This window comes from Chondromyces crocatus (assembly GCF_001189295.1).
GTDB classification, from domain to species: Bacteria; Myxococcota_A; Polyangia; order Polyangiales; family Polyangiaceae; genus Chondromyces; species Chondromyces crocatus.
The window spans coordinates 1,902,670-1,917,917 of sequence record NZ_CP012159.1 but is presented as its reverse complement, the minus strand read 5'-3'; the positions used below and the strand labels follow the sequence as shown (position 1 = coordinate 1,917,917).

At 71.1% G+C, this 15,248-nt stretch carries 14 protein-coding genes; 8 read left to right on the top strand and 6 right to left on the bottom strand.

Features of this window, described 5'->3' with window-relative positions:
• The first annotated feature begins 1 nt into the window (after position 1).
• Positions 2-1,630 (top strand): sensor histidine kinase, encoded by a 1,629-nt coding sequence (locus tag CMC5_RS07155; RefSeq protein ID WP_050429705.1) that lies wholly within the window; start codon positions 2-4, stop codon positions 1,628-1,630.
• 26 nt (positions 1,631-1,656) lie between these two features.
• On the opposite strand, the gene CMC5_RS07150 is transcribed toward CMC5_RS07155, so the two are convergent.
• Complete coding sequence (locus CMC5_RS07150; RefSeq protein ID WP_050429704.1) at positions 1,657-2,568, bottom strand: polyprenyl synthetase family protein; 912 nt, start codon at positions 2,566-2,568, stop codon at positions 1,657-1,659.
• Between the two features lie 100 nt (positions 2,569-2,668).
• Here CMC5_RS07150 and crtD point away from each other — a divergent pair, with 100 nt between their 5' ends.
• Genes crtD through CMC5_RS07135 form a run of 3 tightly spaced genes read left to right on the top strand, consistent with a single transcriptional unit; the run spans position 2,669 to position 6,359 of the window.
• Entirely contained in the window at positions 2,669-4,237 is a 1,569-nt protein-coding gene (gene crtD / locus CMC5_RS07145; RefSeq protein WP_245678335.1) for a 1-hydroxycarotenoid 3,4-desaturase CrtD, read from the top strand.
• Positions 4,234-5,154, top strand: coding sequence for a carotenoid 1,2-hydratase (locus tag CMC5_RS07140; protein WP_050429702.1), 921 nt, complete (start codon positions 4,234-4,236; stop codon positions 5,152-5,154). The genes crtD and CMC5_RS07140 overlap by 4 nt, the downstream gene beginning before the upstream one ends.
• Positions 5,154-6,359 carry a glycosyltransferase gene (locus CMC5_RS07135; RefSeq protein WP_050429701.1) on the top strand — a complete coding sequence of 402 codons (1,206 nt, stop codon included), beginning with the start codon at positions 5,154-5,156 and terminating at the stop codon, positions 6,357-6,359. Before CMC5_RS07140 ends, CMC5_RS07135 begins: the two co-directional genes overlap by 1 nt.
• Here the strand turns inward: CMC5_RS07135 and CMC5_RS07130 are convergent.
• A complete protein-coding gene (locus tag CMC5_RS07130; protein WP_050429700.1) occupies positions 6,322-7,179 on the bottom strand; it encodes a lysophospholipid acyltransferase family protein in 858 nt (285 codons plus the stop codon). The genes CMC5_RS07135 and CMC5_RS07130 overlap by 38 nt on opposite strands.
• 32 nt (positions 7,180-7,211) lie before the next feature.
• Between CMC5_RS07130 and CMC5_RS07125 the strand changes: the two genes are divergently transcribed.
• Entirely contained in the window at positions 7,212-7,757 is a 546-nt protein-coding gene (locus CMC5_RS07125; RefSeq protein ID WP_063796230.1) for a sterol desaturase family protein, read from the top strand.
• A 30-nt stretch (positions 7,758-7,787) separates the two neighbouring features.
• Here the strand turns inward: CMC5_RS07125 and CMC5_RS48360 are convergent, their stop codons facing one another.
• Genes CMC5_RS48360 through CMC5_RS07110 form a run of 3 tightly spaced genes read right to left on the bottom strand, consistent with a single transcriptional unit; the run spans position 7,788 to position 11,684 of the window.
• Positions 7,788-9,248: a geranylgeranyl reductase family protein gene (locus tag CMC5_RS48360; RefSeq protein ID WP_156338307.1), complete on the bottom strand. Its 1,461-nt coding sequence runs from the start codon at positions 9,246-9,248 to the stop codon at positions 7,788-7,790.
• A complete protein-coding gene (locus CMC5_RS07115; protein WP_050429699.1) occupies positions 9,245-10,183 on the bottom strand; it encodes a phytoene/squalene synthase family protein in 939 nt (312 codons plus the stop codon). Before CMC5_RS07115 ends, CMC5_RS48360 begins: the two co-directional genes overlap by 4 nt.
• Positions 10,164-11,684, bottom strand: coding sequence for a phytoene desaturase (locus CMC5_RS07110; RefSeq protein WP_050429698.1), 1,521 nt, complete (start codon positions 11,682-11,684; stop codon positions 10,164-10,166). The genes CMC5_RS07115 and CMC5_RS07110 overlap by 20 nt, the downstream gene beginning before the upstream one ends.
• 143 nt (positions 11,685-11,827) lie before the next feature.
• Here CMC5_RS07110 and CMC5_RS07105 point away from each other — a divergent pair, with 143 nt between their 5' ends.
• Positions 11,828-12,745, top strand: a complete 918-nt coding sequence (locus tag CMC5_RS07105; RefSeq protein ID WP_050429697.1) for a MerR family transcriptional regulator — start codon at positions 11,828-11,830, stop codon at positions 12,743-12,745.
• A 93-nt stretch (positions 12,746-12,838) separates the two neighbouring features.
• On the opposite strand, the gene CMC5_RS07100 is transcribed toward CMC5_RS07105, so the two are convergent.
• Entirely contained in the window at positions 12,839-13,399 is a 561-nt protein-coding gene (locus tag CMC5_RS07100; RefSeq protein WP_082362297.1) for a YtfJ family protein, read from the bottom strand.
• A 741-nt stretch (positions 13,400-14,140) separates the two neighbouring features.
• Here CMC5_RS07100 and CMC5_RS07095 point away from each other — a divergent pair.
• Positions 14,141-14,614, top strand: a complete 474-nt coding sequence (locus CMC5_RS07095; protein ID WP_050429695.1) for an Hsp20/alpha crystallin family protein — start codon at positions 14,141-14,143, stop codon at positions 14,612-14,614.
• Between the two features lie 51 nt (positions 14,615-14,665).
• The gene (locus CMC5_RS07090; protein WP_050429694.1) at positions 14,666-15,052 is read left to right on the top strand and encodes an Hsp20/alpha crystallin family protein; all 387 of its coding nucleotides are present in this window, start codon (positions 14,666-14,668) and stop codon (positions 15,050-15,052) included.
• Positions 15,053-15,248 lie beyond the last annotated feature (196 nt).

Genomic DNA, 15,248 nt, shown 5'->3' with positions numbered 1-15,248 from the left:
CATGAGCGAGCCCCACGTCGGTCGGGAGCGGTTGCTCTACTTCGCGCTGGTCCCGGCGATCGTGCTCGCCGTGCTGGTGCTCGGAGGCATCGCCCTCCGCACCACCCTGCAGATCGAGAAAGCCCGACAGCAGACGGTCTTCGACGCCACCCTCACCCTCGCCGACGAGCGCGTCGACCGTCTCGACAAACTGATCATCGCGCAGGACAACGTCGTCGCCGCCCACGTCGACGTCGCCAACCTGGCCCTGATCACCCAGCGCTGGCTGCCCACCGCCGCCCGCGAAACGCCGACGGTGCGCGCCATCCTGGTCCTGGACCTCGACAGCCCCGAGCGCGAGGTCCTCTCCTTCACCTCGCGCGGCACCCCGGGGCGCGAGGACGACGCGATCCGACGCCTCCTCGTCACCCGGCTCCTCCCCCAGCTCAACTTCGACGGCCCCGTCGAGGAGTTGCGGCACCTGCACCACGTCGTCGGCGAGCAGAGCCTCTTGCTCAGCTACTGGCAGCGGAGCCGCGAGGGACAGCGCTACCTCGTCGTCGCCTGGCACGACGTGCCGAGGCTGGTCCACGAGGTGCTCCCCCGCCTCTACCGGGACCTCGATCGCGGCAACAGCCGCATGAACGTCATCGACGAGAGCGGCCGCATCGTGTTCGGACCGCCGATCAAGGAAGGCGAGTTCACCGTCGGTCGCCCCTTCCCGACGACCCTCTACAACTGGCGCCTCCAGCTTGCGCTCACCACTGCCGAGGAACTCGGGCAGAAAGTGGAGCGCCAGCGCCTGATCGAGATCGGCATGGTCGGCATCGCCGGCCTCGTCGCCCTCGCGGGCATCGCCATCGTCGTGCTCGCCTCGGTCAAGGAGCGCCGCCTCGCGGTGCTGAAGAGCGATTTCGTGGCCAACGTGTCCCACGAGCTGAAGACACCGCTCTCGCTCATCCGCATGTTCGGCGACCTCCTGCTCGGCGGCCGCGTCCCCACGGACGAGAAGCGACGCCAGTACCTGCAGATCATCGTCGGCGAGAGCGAGCGGCTCACGGCGCTCATCGAGAACGTGCTCGACTTCGCCAAGGTCGAGGGGGGCAAGACCGCGTACGAGTTCAATGAAGGAGACGTCGGCGAGGTCGCCGCGCGCGCCATCGAGCTGTACCGTTACCGGGCAGAGCGAGAGGGCATGGAGGCCCACCTCGAAGTGAACGACGAGGGCCTCGAGGCCCGCTTCGACGCTGGCGCGCTGGAGCTGGCGATCATGAACCTGCTCGACAACGCCACGAAATACGCCCGGGAAGGCGGGCGCGTCGACGTCATGGTCGCGAGAGCGGAGGCAGGCCAGATCGAGGTCCGCGTGAGCGATCGCGGCCCGGGGATCGACCCCGAAGAGCGAGAGCAGATCTTCGAGCGCTTCGTCCGGGGCCGCCGCGCCGCCGAGCACCGCGCGCGTGGAAGCGGGATCGGGCTTGCGCTGGTCAAGCACATCGCCGAGAGCCACGGCGGCAGCGTCTCGGTGCGCAGCCCCATCACCGAAGACGGTCGTGGCAGCACCTTCGTCCTTTCCTTGCCCGCCCTGGGACGGCAGCGTCTCTCTCACACGCTGCCAAACGAGGGGGAGCGACTCAGCATGGCGGACTGACGCGGAGCGACCGAGGCGCGTCGCGGTCAGGCCGACCCCGCCTCCACGTGCATGGTGACGGCGGGCCGATGCGCGACGGCGAGCTTCTCGGACAGCTCACGGAGCCAGCCGCGCAGCGCCTCCGCGTTCACGCAGGCAGGGATGACTTCATGCGCCTCGGCGAGCAGCTCGCGCAGCAAGCGCCGCGCGCCATGGACACCGAGGTGCGCGGCCGCATTCGGACGCCCCAGCGCCTCGTCCCTGCCCGTGGGCTTGCCCATCGCCTCGGCGTCGCCTTCCACATCCAGCAGATCGTCGGCGAGCTGATACGCCTCCCCGATGCGCTGCCCGAAGGCGCGCCACGCTCCTCCCTCCTGCCCGGACGCGACGGCGCCACTCACGGCAGCGGCCTCGAACAGCGCTCCGGTCTTCGCGCGCCGGTAAGCGGCAAAGGGGATGTGCGCTTCCGATTCCCACCCCTGCCCTCCGATGATCCCGTACGGAGCGCCGACGGCCCGGCCGAGCACCAGCGCCAGCCGCGCAGCCCCCAGAGCGTGGTGAGGCGCCCACGCGCCCTCGACGAGGGCAGCCTGAGCCAGCACCTCGAAACCGAGGGCAATGAGCTGATCGCCTGCCAGGACGGCCAGCGGCTCTCCGAAGGCCGCGTGCACCGAAGGCCGCCCTCGACGCACGGGCGCGTCGTCGAAGCAGGGAAGATCGTCGTGCACCAGAGACGCGCAATGCACCAGTTCCACCGCAATTGCTGCCGCTTCGGCGAGTGGCGGCAAAGCATCCCCACAGGCCGAAGCGACCGCGAGGCAAAGCCGTGGACGGATGCGGCCACCGCCGGGGAACAGGGCGTGCTGGACGGCTGCGCTCAATGTTGGAGGCGCGTCCGGAGAAGCCAGTGGAGCCACCGCAGCGCGCAAGGCGCGCTCGATCCGGTCGGCTGAATCCATAGCTCGATTCTTGGATGACGGCTTATGGGCTGTCAACGGATTATACAAACCATGACAAACATTGGACACAGCTTGCTCGCTCCGCTAGCTTGAGCCTGTGGTGAACGATCGGGAACGTGTCCTCGTGGTCGGTGCAGGTGCGGGAGGCCTCGCCGCAGCCGCCTTGCTCGCAGCGCGCGGGGTGGAGGTGACCGTCCTCGAGCGGGCCGCGCGGGCTGGTGGGAAAATGCGGGAGATCTCGGTCGGGGGACGCCTGATCGACGGCGGCCCGACCGTCCTCACCATGCGCTGGGTCATCGAGGAGCTATTCGCCGCCTGCGGCCTCCGCCTCGACGATCATCTACATCTCCAGCGGGCCGAGGTCCTCGCCCGACACGCCTGGCCCGACGGCGCAAGCCTCGATCTTTTCGCCGATCAGGAGCGCACCGTCGAGGCCATTCAGGCATTCAGCGGCCGCGAAGACGCCGACGGCTACCGCCGATTCTGCCGCTATGCCCACGACATCTTCCGTACGGTGAACAGTCCCTTCCTCCAGTCGGAGCGGCCCACCATGCGCACCTTGCTCGACACGGCGGGGAGCCTGGGCATCGGCGGCATCCTTCGCATCGACGGCTACCGGACACTGTGGAAAGCCCTGGGTGATTTTTTTCGCGATCCGCGGCTGCTCCAGCTCTTCGGGCGCTATGCGACCTACTGCGGCTCGTCGCCGTACCTCGCGCCCGCGACGCTCAACGTGGTGGCCCATGTGGAGCGCGAGGGCGTGTGGTTGGTGGAGGGTGGCATGATCCGCGTCGCGGACGCGCTGGCCGAGGCCGCGACGCGCGCAGGAGCCACCTTCCGCTATGGCGCGCACGTGGCCGAGATCGTGGTGAGTGGTGGACAGGTGCGCGGCGTGCGGCTCGACGATGGCGAGGTCATCGGCGCCCGGGCGGTGATCTTCAATGGCGACGTGGGGGCGCTGGCACGGGGGCTGCTGGGGAAGCCGGCAGCGAAGAAGATGCCCGATCCTGGCGACTCACGGTCCCTCTCGGCCATCACCTGGGCCTTGACGGGGACGCCGCGCGGCTTTCCGCTTCTTCATCACAACGTGTTCTTCTCCTCGAACTACGCGGCCGAGTTCGACGCCCTCTTCCAGAGGGCCTCCGTGCCGCAAGAGCCCACCGTTTACGTGTGCGCTCAGGACCGAGGCGCGTCCCTCGCCGCCCCCTCCGCCCCTCCCCCTCCCACCGACGCGGCGCAAGCCTCCCCGGAGCGGTTTCTGTGCCTCATCAACGCCCCAGCCGTCGGCGACAAGCGCCCTCTTTCCCCCCAGGAGATCCGCGAATGCGAAGCTCGGACGTTCACTCACCTGCGTCGGCTGGGGCTCTCGCTCGAGCCCTCGAGCGAACCGATCGCGACGGCGCCTCACGATTTCGAGCGCCTGTTCCCGGGCACGGGCGGGGCTCTCTATGGCCCAGCTTCGCATGGCTGGAGCGCACCGCTCGCCAGGGCGGGCTCTCGCGCCAAGCTCGCGGGCCTGTACCTGGCGGGGGGGAGCGTCCATCCGGGGGCGGGCGTCCCCATGGCGATGCTGAGCGGACGGCTCGCGGCGACGAGCGTCCTCGAGGACCTCGGTTCGACCACCCCCTCACGCGCACGGGTTACGCCTGGTGGTATCTCGACGTCGTGAGCGATGACGGGCGCCACGCGCTCACCCTCATCGCCCTGCTCGGCAGCGTGTTCTCCCCCTACTATGCCGCGGCTCGAAGCCGAGGTCTCGGGATGGGCGAGCCACTCGATCACTGCGCCATGAACGTGGCCCTCTACGGACCACGCGCCTCGCACTGGGCGCTCACCGAGCGGCGCCGCACCGCCGTGACCCGCAGCCCGAGCGCACTCCAGATCGGCCCGAGCGCCATGCGGTGGGAGAGCGACGACCTGCTCGTCTCCTTCGATGAGACCACCTCGCCGTTCCCTTCGCTCTTGCCGACCCGCCTCCGCGGGCAGGTGCGCCTCATCCCGCACAGCGCGCCGCCCGCCCCGGTACGGCTCGACGCGGCAGGGCGGCACCTCTGGACCCCCATCGCGCCCATCGCACGCGCCGAGGTGACTCTCTCGCACCCCGAGCTCCGCTTCTCTGGCAGCGCGTACCTCGACGCCAACGCGGGCGACGAGCCACTGGAAGACGCCTTCACGGGCTGGAGCTGGGCACGGGCAACGACCGGAGAAGGCCATCGCCATCCTCACGCCAGCGCAGCGCACGACGAGGTGGCCGTGTCCTATCAGGTGGAGCGGCGTGATGGCTCTCGCCTGCGCATCGCCCGCACCTTCGACCGCCGGGGCGACGAGCGCGAGCTGGGCGCCCACGCCCTGCGCCCCTTCGGTCGAACGGGCTGGGGCCTCTCGCGGTCCATCGCGGTCGACCCGGGCACCTCGCCGCACCTCGTCCGCACCCTGGAAGACACGCCGTTCTACGCGCGCTCGCTCGCCTCGGCCACGCTCGGCGGTCGCCAGGCGACCGTGGTCCACGAGCAGCTCTCGCTGGAGCGCTTCCAGTGCTCGTGGGTGCGCTTCTTGATTCCGTTTCGCATGCGGAGAGCGACTTGATGGAGCCTTCGCTCGCGCAAACCGCCGGCTGGATTCCGCTCGCCTGGGCGGCGGTGGTCGCGAGCGTGTCCCTGGAGGCCCTGCGCCGAGCCCGCGCGGCAGCACGGCGCGCACCTGTCATCCCGCCTCTGCCCTCCGAAACCCGCGTCCTCCTCGTCCGCCCTTGCGCGGGCCACGAGCCCCACCTGGAGCGCACCCTGCGCTCGCTCGCGGGAGCCCGCACCCGCGGTACCCTGCGCTGCGTCGTCGCCGTGGAGACCCAGGAGGACACCGCCACCCCCGCTGCCCGGGCCGCCATCACCGCACTCGAACAGGCCGGCCTGAAGGCCCGCCTCGCCTTCACCCGGCCAGCCTCCGACGGCGCACGCGCGCTCGACCCCAACCGGAAAGCGGCCCAGCTCGCCGCCGTCGTGGCCACCGAAGCGCAGCCCTTCGACCTCCTGCTCGTCGCCGACAGCGACGTCGACCTCGACGGCCTCGACCTCGACCTCCTCCTCGCCCCCCTCACCGCCCCTCGGCCCGCGTCGGCCACCTGGGCCCCACCCGCCGAGCGCGCCCCCGCCCACACCCTCGGCGACCGCGCCTCGGCCGCAGTGCTCGGCGGATCCCTCCACGCCTTCCCGCTGCTCGCCCACCTCGACCCTTCCGCCCTCGTCGGCAAGCTCTGCGCTGTACGCGCCGACCACCTCGCGCGTGCAGGCGGCTTCGGCGCCCTCGTCGCCCACCTCGGCGAAGACATGGAACTCGCCCGTCGCCTGCGCGCCCATGGAGGCCACGTCGCGCCTGCCCCCCTCGTCGCCTCCTCCCTCGCCGCGGGCCGCTCCCTCCCCGCCGTCGTCAGCCGCTACGCCCGCTGGCTCAGCGTCATCCGCGCCCAGCGCACGCTCCTTCTCGCCAGCTACCCGGCCCTCTTCTGCGCCACCCCCCTCATCACCGCGCTCGCCCTCGCCACCGCCCCGCTCACCCCCCTCCTCGCCAGCGCCGCCCTCACCCTCGCCCTCGGCGCCCGCCTCCTCACGGCCCTCGGCGCCGCCCGCGCGGCCGGCCGCCCCACCGCGCTCCGCACCGCCCTCGCGGACGCCCTCCTCGCCGACCTCGTGCTCCTCGCCGCCTTCACGCGCGCCCTCGCCAGCCGCAAGGTCCGCTGGCGCGACACCGTCCTCGAGGTCAACCGCCGCGGCCTCCTCCAGGAAGCTGGGGCCTAGGAACGCCAGGAGGCCGGGTCCAATGCGCGAGCAACCTCTCCAGCAGCGGCCCCACCGCCGATTCCTTCGCCCGGTGCACCCGCGCGAATGCCGCCAACCCCTCGCCCCCATCCGCCACCGCGCACAGCGCCTCATGGATCCGGTCCAGCTCGGCCTCCACCGCTTGCTCCTGCACCCGCCTCCCTGTGACCGCATCCCGCAGCGCGGCCACGGGCGCCCCGAACGACACGTAGAGCTTCGGCTGCTCCTCCGCCCCCAGCTCGTACCGCAGCCCCACCGGCACCACCCGCGCGCGCCGCGCCACCCGCGCGATCTCCGCCGCCCCTGGCCGGAACCCGAGCGGCCGCTCTCCTGCCGGGCGCTCCCTCCCTTGCGGAAAGACCCACACCGCGCGCCCTGGCCGATCGAGCAGCTTCACCGCGTACTTGATCGCCGCCGCGCCATCGGCCGGACTCTCCAGATCCACCCCGAACGCCCCCACCTTCGCGAAGAACGGCAGACGCCGCAGGTTCTTCGCGTCCATCATCGCGTGACCGTCCACCTCCAGCACATGCTGCGACAGGTGCAAGATCACCAGCGGATCCCACCACGACGTGTGGTTCGCGAGCAGCAGCAGCGGCGCCTCCGCGGCCAGGGCCCGCGCCTCGGCCAGCCCGTGGATCCACACCTCACTGAACGTCCCGTGAATCTTCCCCCGCGCATGACCCGAGAACCACGCGTTGAACCAGCGCCCCTTCCGCGCCGGGATCATCGCGCCTCCCTCCGCACGGACGGCGCCTCGCTCATCCAGCACCCCGCTCGCTCCCAGCGAGACCACCACGCCCCCCGAGGCCCACGCCCCGAGCTCCCCCCATGCTGACCTCGATCGCCATCTGGATCGGCGCCGCCCTCGCCACCGCCCTCGCCATGGAAGCCTGGGCCGCCCTGCTCCACGGCCGCATCTGGCACGGCGCCCTCTGGTTCATTCATCGCTCGCATCACCGCCGCCGCAAGGGCGCCTGGGAGCTGAACGACGCCCTCTCCGTGCTGCACGCGCCCATCGCCATCGCCCTCATCCTCTACGGCTGCCTCGCGTCGCCAGGCGTCCACCGCGACCTCGCCTTCGGCGTCGGCATCGGCATGACCCTCTTCGGCGTCGCGTACGTGGTGGTCCATGACGGGCTCGTGCACCAGCGACTCCCGGTCGCCTGGCTCGCCCGCGTTCCCTACCTCGCCCGCGTCCGGGAAGCCCACCTCGTGCATCACCGCACGGGCGCCGCGCCCCACGGCCTCTTCTTCGGCCCCTGGGTCGCAGCCCGCCTCCCCCATCCACCACCGCCTCGACCCCGCACCCCGACGCCCGCCTCGACCCCGCACCCCGCGCCCACCCCCCGCGTCGCGCGATCCCCTCACCCCTGACCGCCCTCGACCGACCAAGCCCCGCACCCGCTACCCCACCCGCAAGAGTTCTCGCGCCAGCCCCACCCCCCAGCGCCCCAGCGCCCCGGCCCCCAGCGCGCCGAACACCTCACGGTACACGCTCGGGCGAAGCCTTGCCGTCTTCTGCAGGAACCCCACGAAATCCCCGGCGCTCATCTCGTCCCGCAAGAGCGCCCCGTAGAACGCGTCCCCTTCCGCGTGCAGCACCGAGAACGCCGTATCGAGCAGCGCGTTCATCCCCTCCGCGCCCATCCCGCGCGGCGGACGCGCCATCAGCGCCGCCAGCGCCCCCGTCCCTGCGTGCACCGGCGCGTCCTCGCCCATCTCGCTCACCTCCGGCCGCTCCACCGCCTCGCCGAGCGCCTTCGCCGTTCGCGCGAGCCCTCGCACGCTCGCCCCGAACCCACAGAACGTCAGCGGCGAGTGCCGCGCCGCCGCGTCCCCGACGAGCTTCACCCGACGCCCTTTCGCCCGCGGCGCCGGCGACAGCCGCGACCACCCCGGGATGTACCCGAACGTCGGCCGCACGAGCTGCGGCTCCCCCGCCTTGTAGCGCCCGAGCTGCGCGAAGAACCGCGCGTACAGCGAGACCAGCGCCCCCGGCCCCACGTCTTCTGCGCGCGCGTAGTAGAACAGGTAGACCGTCGTCTCTCCGGGCCGCCCCGGGAACCCCTCCCACAGGTGCTGGAAGCCCCCGTCGATCCCCTCGGTCGACACCAGAATCTCCCCCACGTCCGGCTGGATCTGCCGCGGCCCCGGCCCCACCTCCAGCCCTTCCATCACCCCACCCACCGTCGGACAGATCAGGTCCGCCGTCGCGTACGGGCTCGCCGCCCCCCGCGCGTCCACGAGCAGCCGTGTCGACAGCGACCGCCGCACCCCGCCGGACTCCACCGACAGCGCCACCGCATCGCGCCCCTCTGCGTGCGCCACCAGCGCGTGCTCATCGAGCAGCGACACCCCACGCGCCTCGGCCTGCGCCCGCGCCGCATCCAGCAGCCCCCGCGCATCGATCGCGTGGTCCAGCACCCCGCGCACCGGGTACGTCCCTCCCCCGTGCCACCGACAGAACCCCTCCCGGTAGCGCGCCACGATCAGCCGCTCCACCTCCTCGCGCGAGAACAGCCCGCACCCCACGAGCGCCTGCACCTCGGCTTCTCCCGCGTTCCACTCCCGGTGCGCGCCCCCCACCCGCGCCCGATCGAGCACCGCCACCCGCAGACCCTTCGCCGCGAGCAGCGGCGCCAGGAGCAGCGACAGCCCCCCGCCCGCGATCACCACGTCATGGTCGGGCCGCGCTCCCCGATCCGGCGCACGCAACCCCTCACCCCGCGCTCCAGCCGCTCCAGGCGCCCCAGCCGCTCCCGAAGCACGCGCCGACCGCACCGCGTCCAGGTGCTCCAGCCGCTCCAGCAGCGCCTCGCCTCCCGCCTCCCGCACCAGGCCTCGCGCCACCTCACGACGGATCACGGCTCGCCCCCTGCCTCCACCAGAAAACGCGTCTCCGACAGCGCCGGCGCCTCTGCCCCCAGCGCGAGCGGGTCCGACGGCGTCGGCGACACCAGCGCCCGCAAGAGCAGCACCCCCTTGCGCCTCTTCGACGTCACCGCCCGCCCCGACACCGAGTCGAACCCCTGCGCCGCGATCACCCGACCGATGTCACCGTAGATCAAGCTCGCCGACCGGATGGCCGGCCGGCAGTCGCGCGGCAGCATCGCGATCCCCGCATCGGCCCGCCGGTACAGCGCCTCCGCCGTCCCCAGGAGCCGCGCCACCAGAAGCCCCACCCGCGCGTCGAAGAACGGCGCCGACAGCCACGTCTCCGGCGCGATCCCCGCTTCTCGCAGCCACGCCTCGGGCAAGTACAGCCGCCCTCGCCGCGCGTCCTCGCCCACGTCCCGCGCCACGTTCGTGAGCTGCATTGCCACCCCCAGATCGCACGCCCGCGCGAGCGCCCGCGCCGACCGCACCCCCATCAACGTCGCCATCACCGCCCCCACCGCCCCTGCCACCCGCGCCGCGTACGCGTTCAGCGCCGACAGCGTCTCGTAGCGCCGACCCTCCGCGTCCCACGCGAACCCCTCCAGCAGCGCCTCCAGGAACACCCGCGGCAACTGGTGCGCCTCGATCACCCGCGCCAGCGCCCGGTCCACCGGCCCATCGTCGGGCGTCCCCGCGCACGCCCGCGCCAGCCGCCCCTCCAGCGCCCGCACCGCGTCGAGGCCCCCCACCCCCTCGTCCACCGCGTCGTCGGCCACCCGGCAGAACGCGTACACCGCCGCCGCCGGGTTCCGCACCCGCTCGGGCAGCAGCAGCGACGCGGCGGCGAAGCTCTTCGACCCCTGCTGCAAGATCGCCTTGCAGGCCGCGAGGTCCGCCTCGGCGTCAGACGATCGACGAGGCATCCGGTACCACCGAGTCCAGAACCCGCGCCGACGACAGCACCCCGGGCAACCCTGCACCGGGGTGCGTCCCCGCCCCCACCAGGTACAGCCCCTCCACGTCTTCGCTCGCGTTGTGGGGCCGGAAGTACGCGCTCTGCGTCAGCACCGGCTCCACCCCGAACGCGGCGCCTCGGAACGACAGCAGCCGGTCCTGGAAGTCCTGTGGCGTGAGCAGCCGCGACGTCACGATCGCCTCCGACAGCCCGGGCAGCACCGTCTTCTCCAGGAGCCGCGCGACCGACGCCCGGTAAGCCTCCTGCATCGTCGCCCAGTTCGTCTTGCTCAGCAGGTTCGGCACCGGCGACAGCACATAGAACGTGTCGCAGCCCGGCGGCGCGAGCCCCGGGTCGGTCGCCGTCGGCCGGTGCAGATAGAGACTGAAATCGTCGGCGAGCACGTGCCTCTGGAAGATGTCGTCGAGCAGGCCCTTGTAGCGCGGCCCCAGCAGGATCGTGTGGTGCTTGACGTCCTCGTACTGCCGCTTCGTGCCGAAGTACCACACGAAGAGGCTCATCGAGTACCGCTGCCGCTCGATGCGGGCATCCGTCCACCGCTTCCGGTGCTCCGGCGGCACCAGGTGACGGTAGGTCCAGGCCGAGTCGGCATTCGACACCACCACGTCCGAGAGCACCGTCTCACCCGACGTCAGCACCACCCCCTTCGCGCGCCCCTGCTCCACCAGGATCCGCCGCACCTCCGCGTTGCAGCGCACCTCCCCACCGAGCCCCTCGATCAACGACACCAGGCCGTTCACCAGCGCCCCCGTCCCGCCCACCGGGAAGTGCACCCCCCACCGCCGCTCGAGGAACGCGATCAAGCTGTAGATCGACGTCGTGGAGAACGGATTCCCCCCCACCAGGAGCGGGTGAAAGCTGAGCACCTGCCTGAGCCGCTCATCCTTCACGTACTTCGACACCAGCCCGTACACCGTCCGGTAGCTCTCGAGCTTCACCATGTCGGGCACGATGCGCGCCATGTCCTTCCACGAGCCGAACGGCACATGCGCGAGCTGCTCGAAGCCCACGCGGAAGATCTCCTCGCTCGTCCGGACGAACGCCTCGTACCCCTCCACGTCGCCTGGCGACAGACGCCGCACCTCGTCACGCATCGCCGCGGCGTCGCCCGTGTAATCGAAGGTCTCGCCGTCGTGAAACCGGATCCGGTAGAACGGCGTCACCGGCCGCAGCTCCACGTCATCCGACAGCTTCCGACCACACAGCGCCCACAGCTCCTCGAACAGGAACGGCGCCGTGATCACCGTCGGACCGGCATCGAAGACGAACCCGTCCTGATGGTGCACGTACGCGCGCCCCCCGGGCGCATCGAGCTTGTCCAGCACCGTCACCTGGTAGCCACGGGCCCCCAGCCGCACCGCCGCCGCCAGCCCCCCGAACCCACTCCCGATCACCACCGCACGCGGCGAGCGCGTTGCCTTCCCGCTCCCCTCCGATCCAGACCGCACCCCTCCACGCCCCCCGAGCAACGAATCACTGGAAGTTGTCACTGAATGAGTATAATGTTTGTACACTCTTTGATAAAGGCATTTGCGCCCGAGCCGGCAAGGTTCCGGTCCCCGTTCCGCGGTCCCGGAAAGAGACATCTGCGTTGAGCCGCTACCGAATCCAGGCCGTGTCCAACATGAGCGGGGTCTCCACCGCGACCCTCCGCGCCTGGGAGCGTCGCTATGGCGTCCCCACGCCCGCACGCACCGCCTCGGCATACCGGCTCTACAGCGACGAGGACGTGGCCCTCGTCCGGAGGATGCGCGATCTCGTCGCGGGCGGCATGGCCGCCGCCGAGGCCGCGCAGGCCGTGCTCGAAGCCCGCGGGGCCAGCGTCCCGCTCCCTACCTCGGACAACGACGCCTTCACCGACACCCGCGACCGCATCGTCGACGCCGCCCTGCGCTTCGACCCCGAGCGCCTCGAAGCCGAGGTCGCCAAGGCCCTCGCCCTCGGCCCGGCGGTGGCCATCTTCGAGCGCGCCCTCGGCCCGGCCCTCGAGCAGATCGGCGATCTCTGGCACGCCGGCAAGCTCACCGTCGCCCAGGAGCACCTGGCCGCGCAGATCCTCGGCACCACCCTGCACCACCTCCTGCGCCTCTCCCAGCCTGCGGAGAGCACGCGCCGCGCCTTGCTCGCGGGCTTCTCCGAGGAAGACCACGTCCTCGGTTTGGTCGGCGTGGGCCTGCGCTTCTGCACCTGGGGCTTCCGCGTGATCCTGCTCGGCCCCCGCACCCCACCGGCCGCCATCGCCCGCGCCGTCGAGGCCCTCGCCCCCGAGCTCGTCGCCCTCACGGTCTCCATCCCCCCGGCCCCACCGCAGGCCCGCGAGCTCGTCGACGCCTACGCCGACGCCTGCCGCGGTACCCTGTGGATCGTCGGCGGCCATGGAGCCGACCCCCTCCGCCCCTTCGTCGAGGCCCGCGGCGGCCTCGTCGCCGGCGATCTCAACGACCTGCGCACCTCCATCGAGCGCACCCTCGCCGCCCAGCGCCGCGGACGCCGCGCCGCACCGCGCTGATCCGCTGCGCCTCACTGCACCGCGCTACACCGCGCACCTCCACGACGTCGCGCGACGCCCTTGCTCCGCGCACCTCTACCCGGGCGCGCTTCCCTACGGCTCCACCTGGGCGCGCAGCATCTGCAGGAGCTGCGCCCGTCGCTCCGCGGACAGCGCTCCATCGGCCGCGAAGATCACGTGCCCGGCCTTGTCCACCAGCACCACGCTGCTCACCCCCTCACGGAGCCGGTACTTCTTGCGGAACGACGCATCCCAGTCGCAGTAGATCGTCGTCCCCGCCTTCTTCGACTCGTCCCGGATCGCGTCTTTGACGAAGCCCTTCACCGGCCAGAAATTGTACGAGCTGACGTCGGCGATCGCCGCCAGCGCGATCGCCGTCTTGTAGCGATCCCCCTTGGCCAGCTTGCTCAGCTCGTCCTTCAGCGTCTTGTTCTGCTCGGAAGACCCCTTGTCCTCGTAGACGATGAGGATCGGCTTCCCCCGCAGCCCTTTCATCTCCATCCCGCGCCCATCCGCGTCCTCCACCCGCGCGTTGGGGACCTTCTCCCCTTCGGCAGGCAACGCGAGCGCCGCGACCGGCGCGCCGAGCGCCATGACGCAGGCCATCACCGCGAAACATCGAGGGAGGGTCCGGGAGCTGGGGCGCGACTTCATGTTCAATGTTTGTATCAAGTTGAGGCGACACGTCAATCATGAGCCTCCTCCCGCCGTCACCTGGGAGGGGGCCCACCAGGAGATGAGAGGATGGAGAGGTTCGAGGGGGTCTCGGGCCGAGACGACCATGTTCCGAAGACGGAAGAGGCAGCTCCTGAGCGGAACCGCCGCGTTTCTGAAGCAAACGCCTTGACCTGGGGGAGCACGCGGGCAGGGCAAAGGCTGGACCTCGAGCTGCGTGACCTCGAACGGCCAAGGTCTCGAACGGCCAAGGTCTCGAACGGCTGAGCTTCGAACGGCCAAGGTCTCGAACCCGAACGTCCGACGGCTGAGGCGCCTCGGACCAGCGCTTCGGACGGCTGGGCACCCGCGATGACATCCAGGTTGAAACGACGTCGAGGTCGAGACGACATCCAGGTCGATACGGCTGAGCCTCGAAGGGACCGCCGCGACCAGCCCCCTTTCATCGAGACTTCCGCAGGGTTTCGGGGTGGGAGGCGAGGTTTTCCAGAAGTCCGTGGGCTCTCTCCAGATTGTGCGGGGCTGGCCTTGACACCCCCCCGAGCGTGCAGAGATTGGAGGCGCGAGGACGACGCCCACGAGAGCGACGGGCCCCGCGAAACAGGCTGAATTCGCCGTTGCCGCACGGATTGCAGAGGGCACCCGAGCACGATGCTGGTGCGCCTCGACCGCGGCACGGCGAGCCGAACTGCACACGAACGAAGCAGGAGGAACGACATCATGGCTCGCAACCATCACCAGATCGACCGCACCTTTGCCCTCATGAACGACCTGCGCCACCGCATGGATCGCATGTTCGAGGACTTCGACACCTTCGCTCCCCCGCGAGGTCAGCTCCGCAGTGGCTTCGACGGTGCGCCTCGGCTCGCGGCCTCGGGTCCCCGCATCCACCTCTTCGACAGCGGGGAGGCCCTCATCGTGAAGGCGGACCTGCCCGGCGTCGCGGACAAGGACCTCCAGATCTCCCTGAACCAGGACGTCCTGACCCTCGCCGCCGAGCGCAAGAACGACGTTCCCGAGGGCTACTCCACCCACCGGCAGGAGCGCCCCGCCGTGCGCTTCTCGCGGAGCTTCACGCTGCCGAGCAAGGTGGATGCGAGCACGGCCACGGCGTCCCTCAAGAACGGCGTCCTGACCCTGACCCTGCCGAAGGCCCCGGAGGCGCAGCCGCGCAAGATCACCGTCTCGTCGTGACCGCGAGCAGCCCCAGCCACCCGAGAACGAACCACTGGAGGAGATGACATCATGAGCACCGAGAACAACGTCACCAACCGAGAGCGCAACCAGGCCGAGACCATCCAGCAGCGCCCCGCCGTCGCGCCCCGGGTGGACATCTACGAGAATGCGGACGAGCTGCTCGTCCTCGCCGATCTCCCGGGTGTCCTCCAGGACGGCCTGTCGGTCCACCTCGAGAAGGGCGAGCTGACGATCGAAGGCAGGCGCGTGGACGCGGCCCGGGTCGCCCCCGGCAACGACGTGGCAGGCCTCTGGGATTACCGCAGGACCTTCCTCGTGCCCCGCGGCATCGATTCCGCGAAGATTTCCGCGGATCTCAAGGAAGGCGTCCTCTCGATCCACCTGCCCAAGGCCGAGGCCGTCAAGCCCCGGCAGATCCCCATCAAGGTCAACTGACCCGGTGGGCCGCCTCCACCCGGCCACCTCCCCTCGCGCGCGCGCTCTGGCGCCTTCCGCAGGCCCCCCAGAGCGCGCCGCGCCTCGACTTCCGAAACCGCTCTGGCCCCGTCCGAAACCGCTCTGGCCCCACCTCCAGGCCAGTCAGAGCCAGCCTGAGCGCGCTGCGCCTCGACGGCACCTCCCTCCCCTCCAC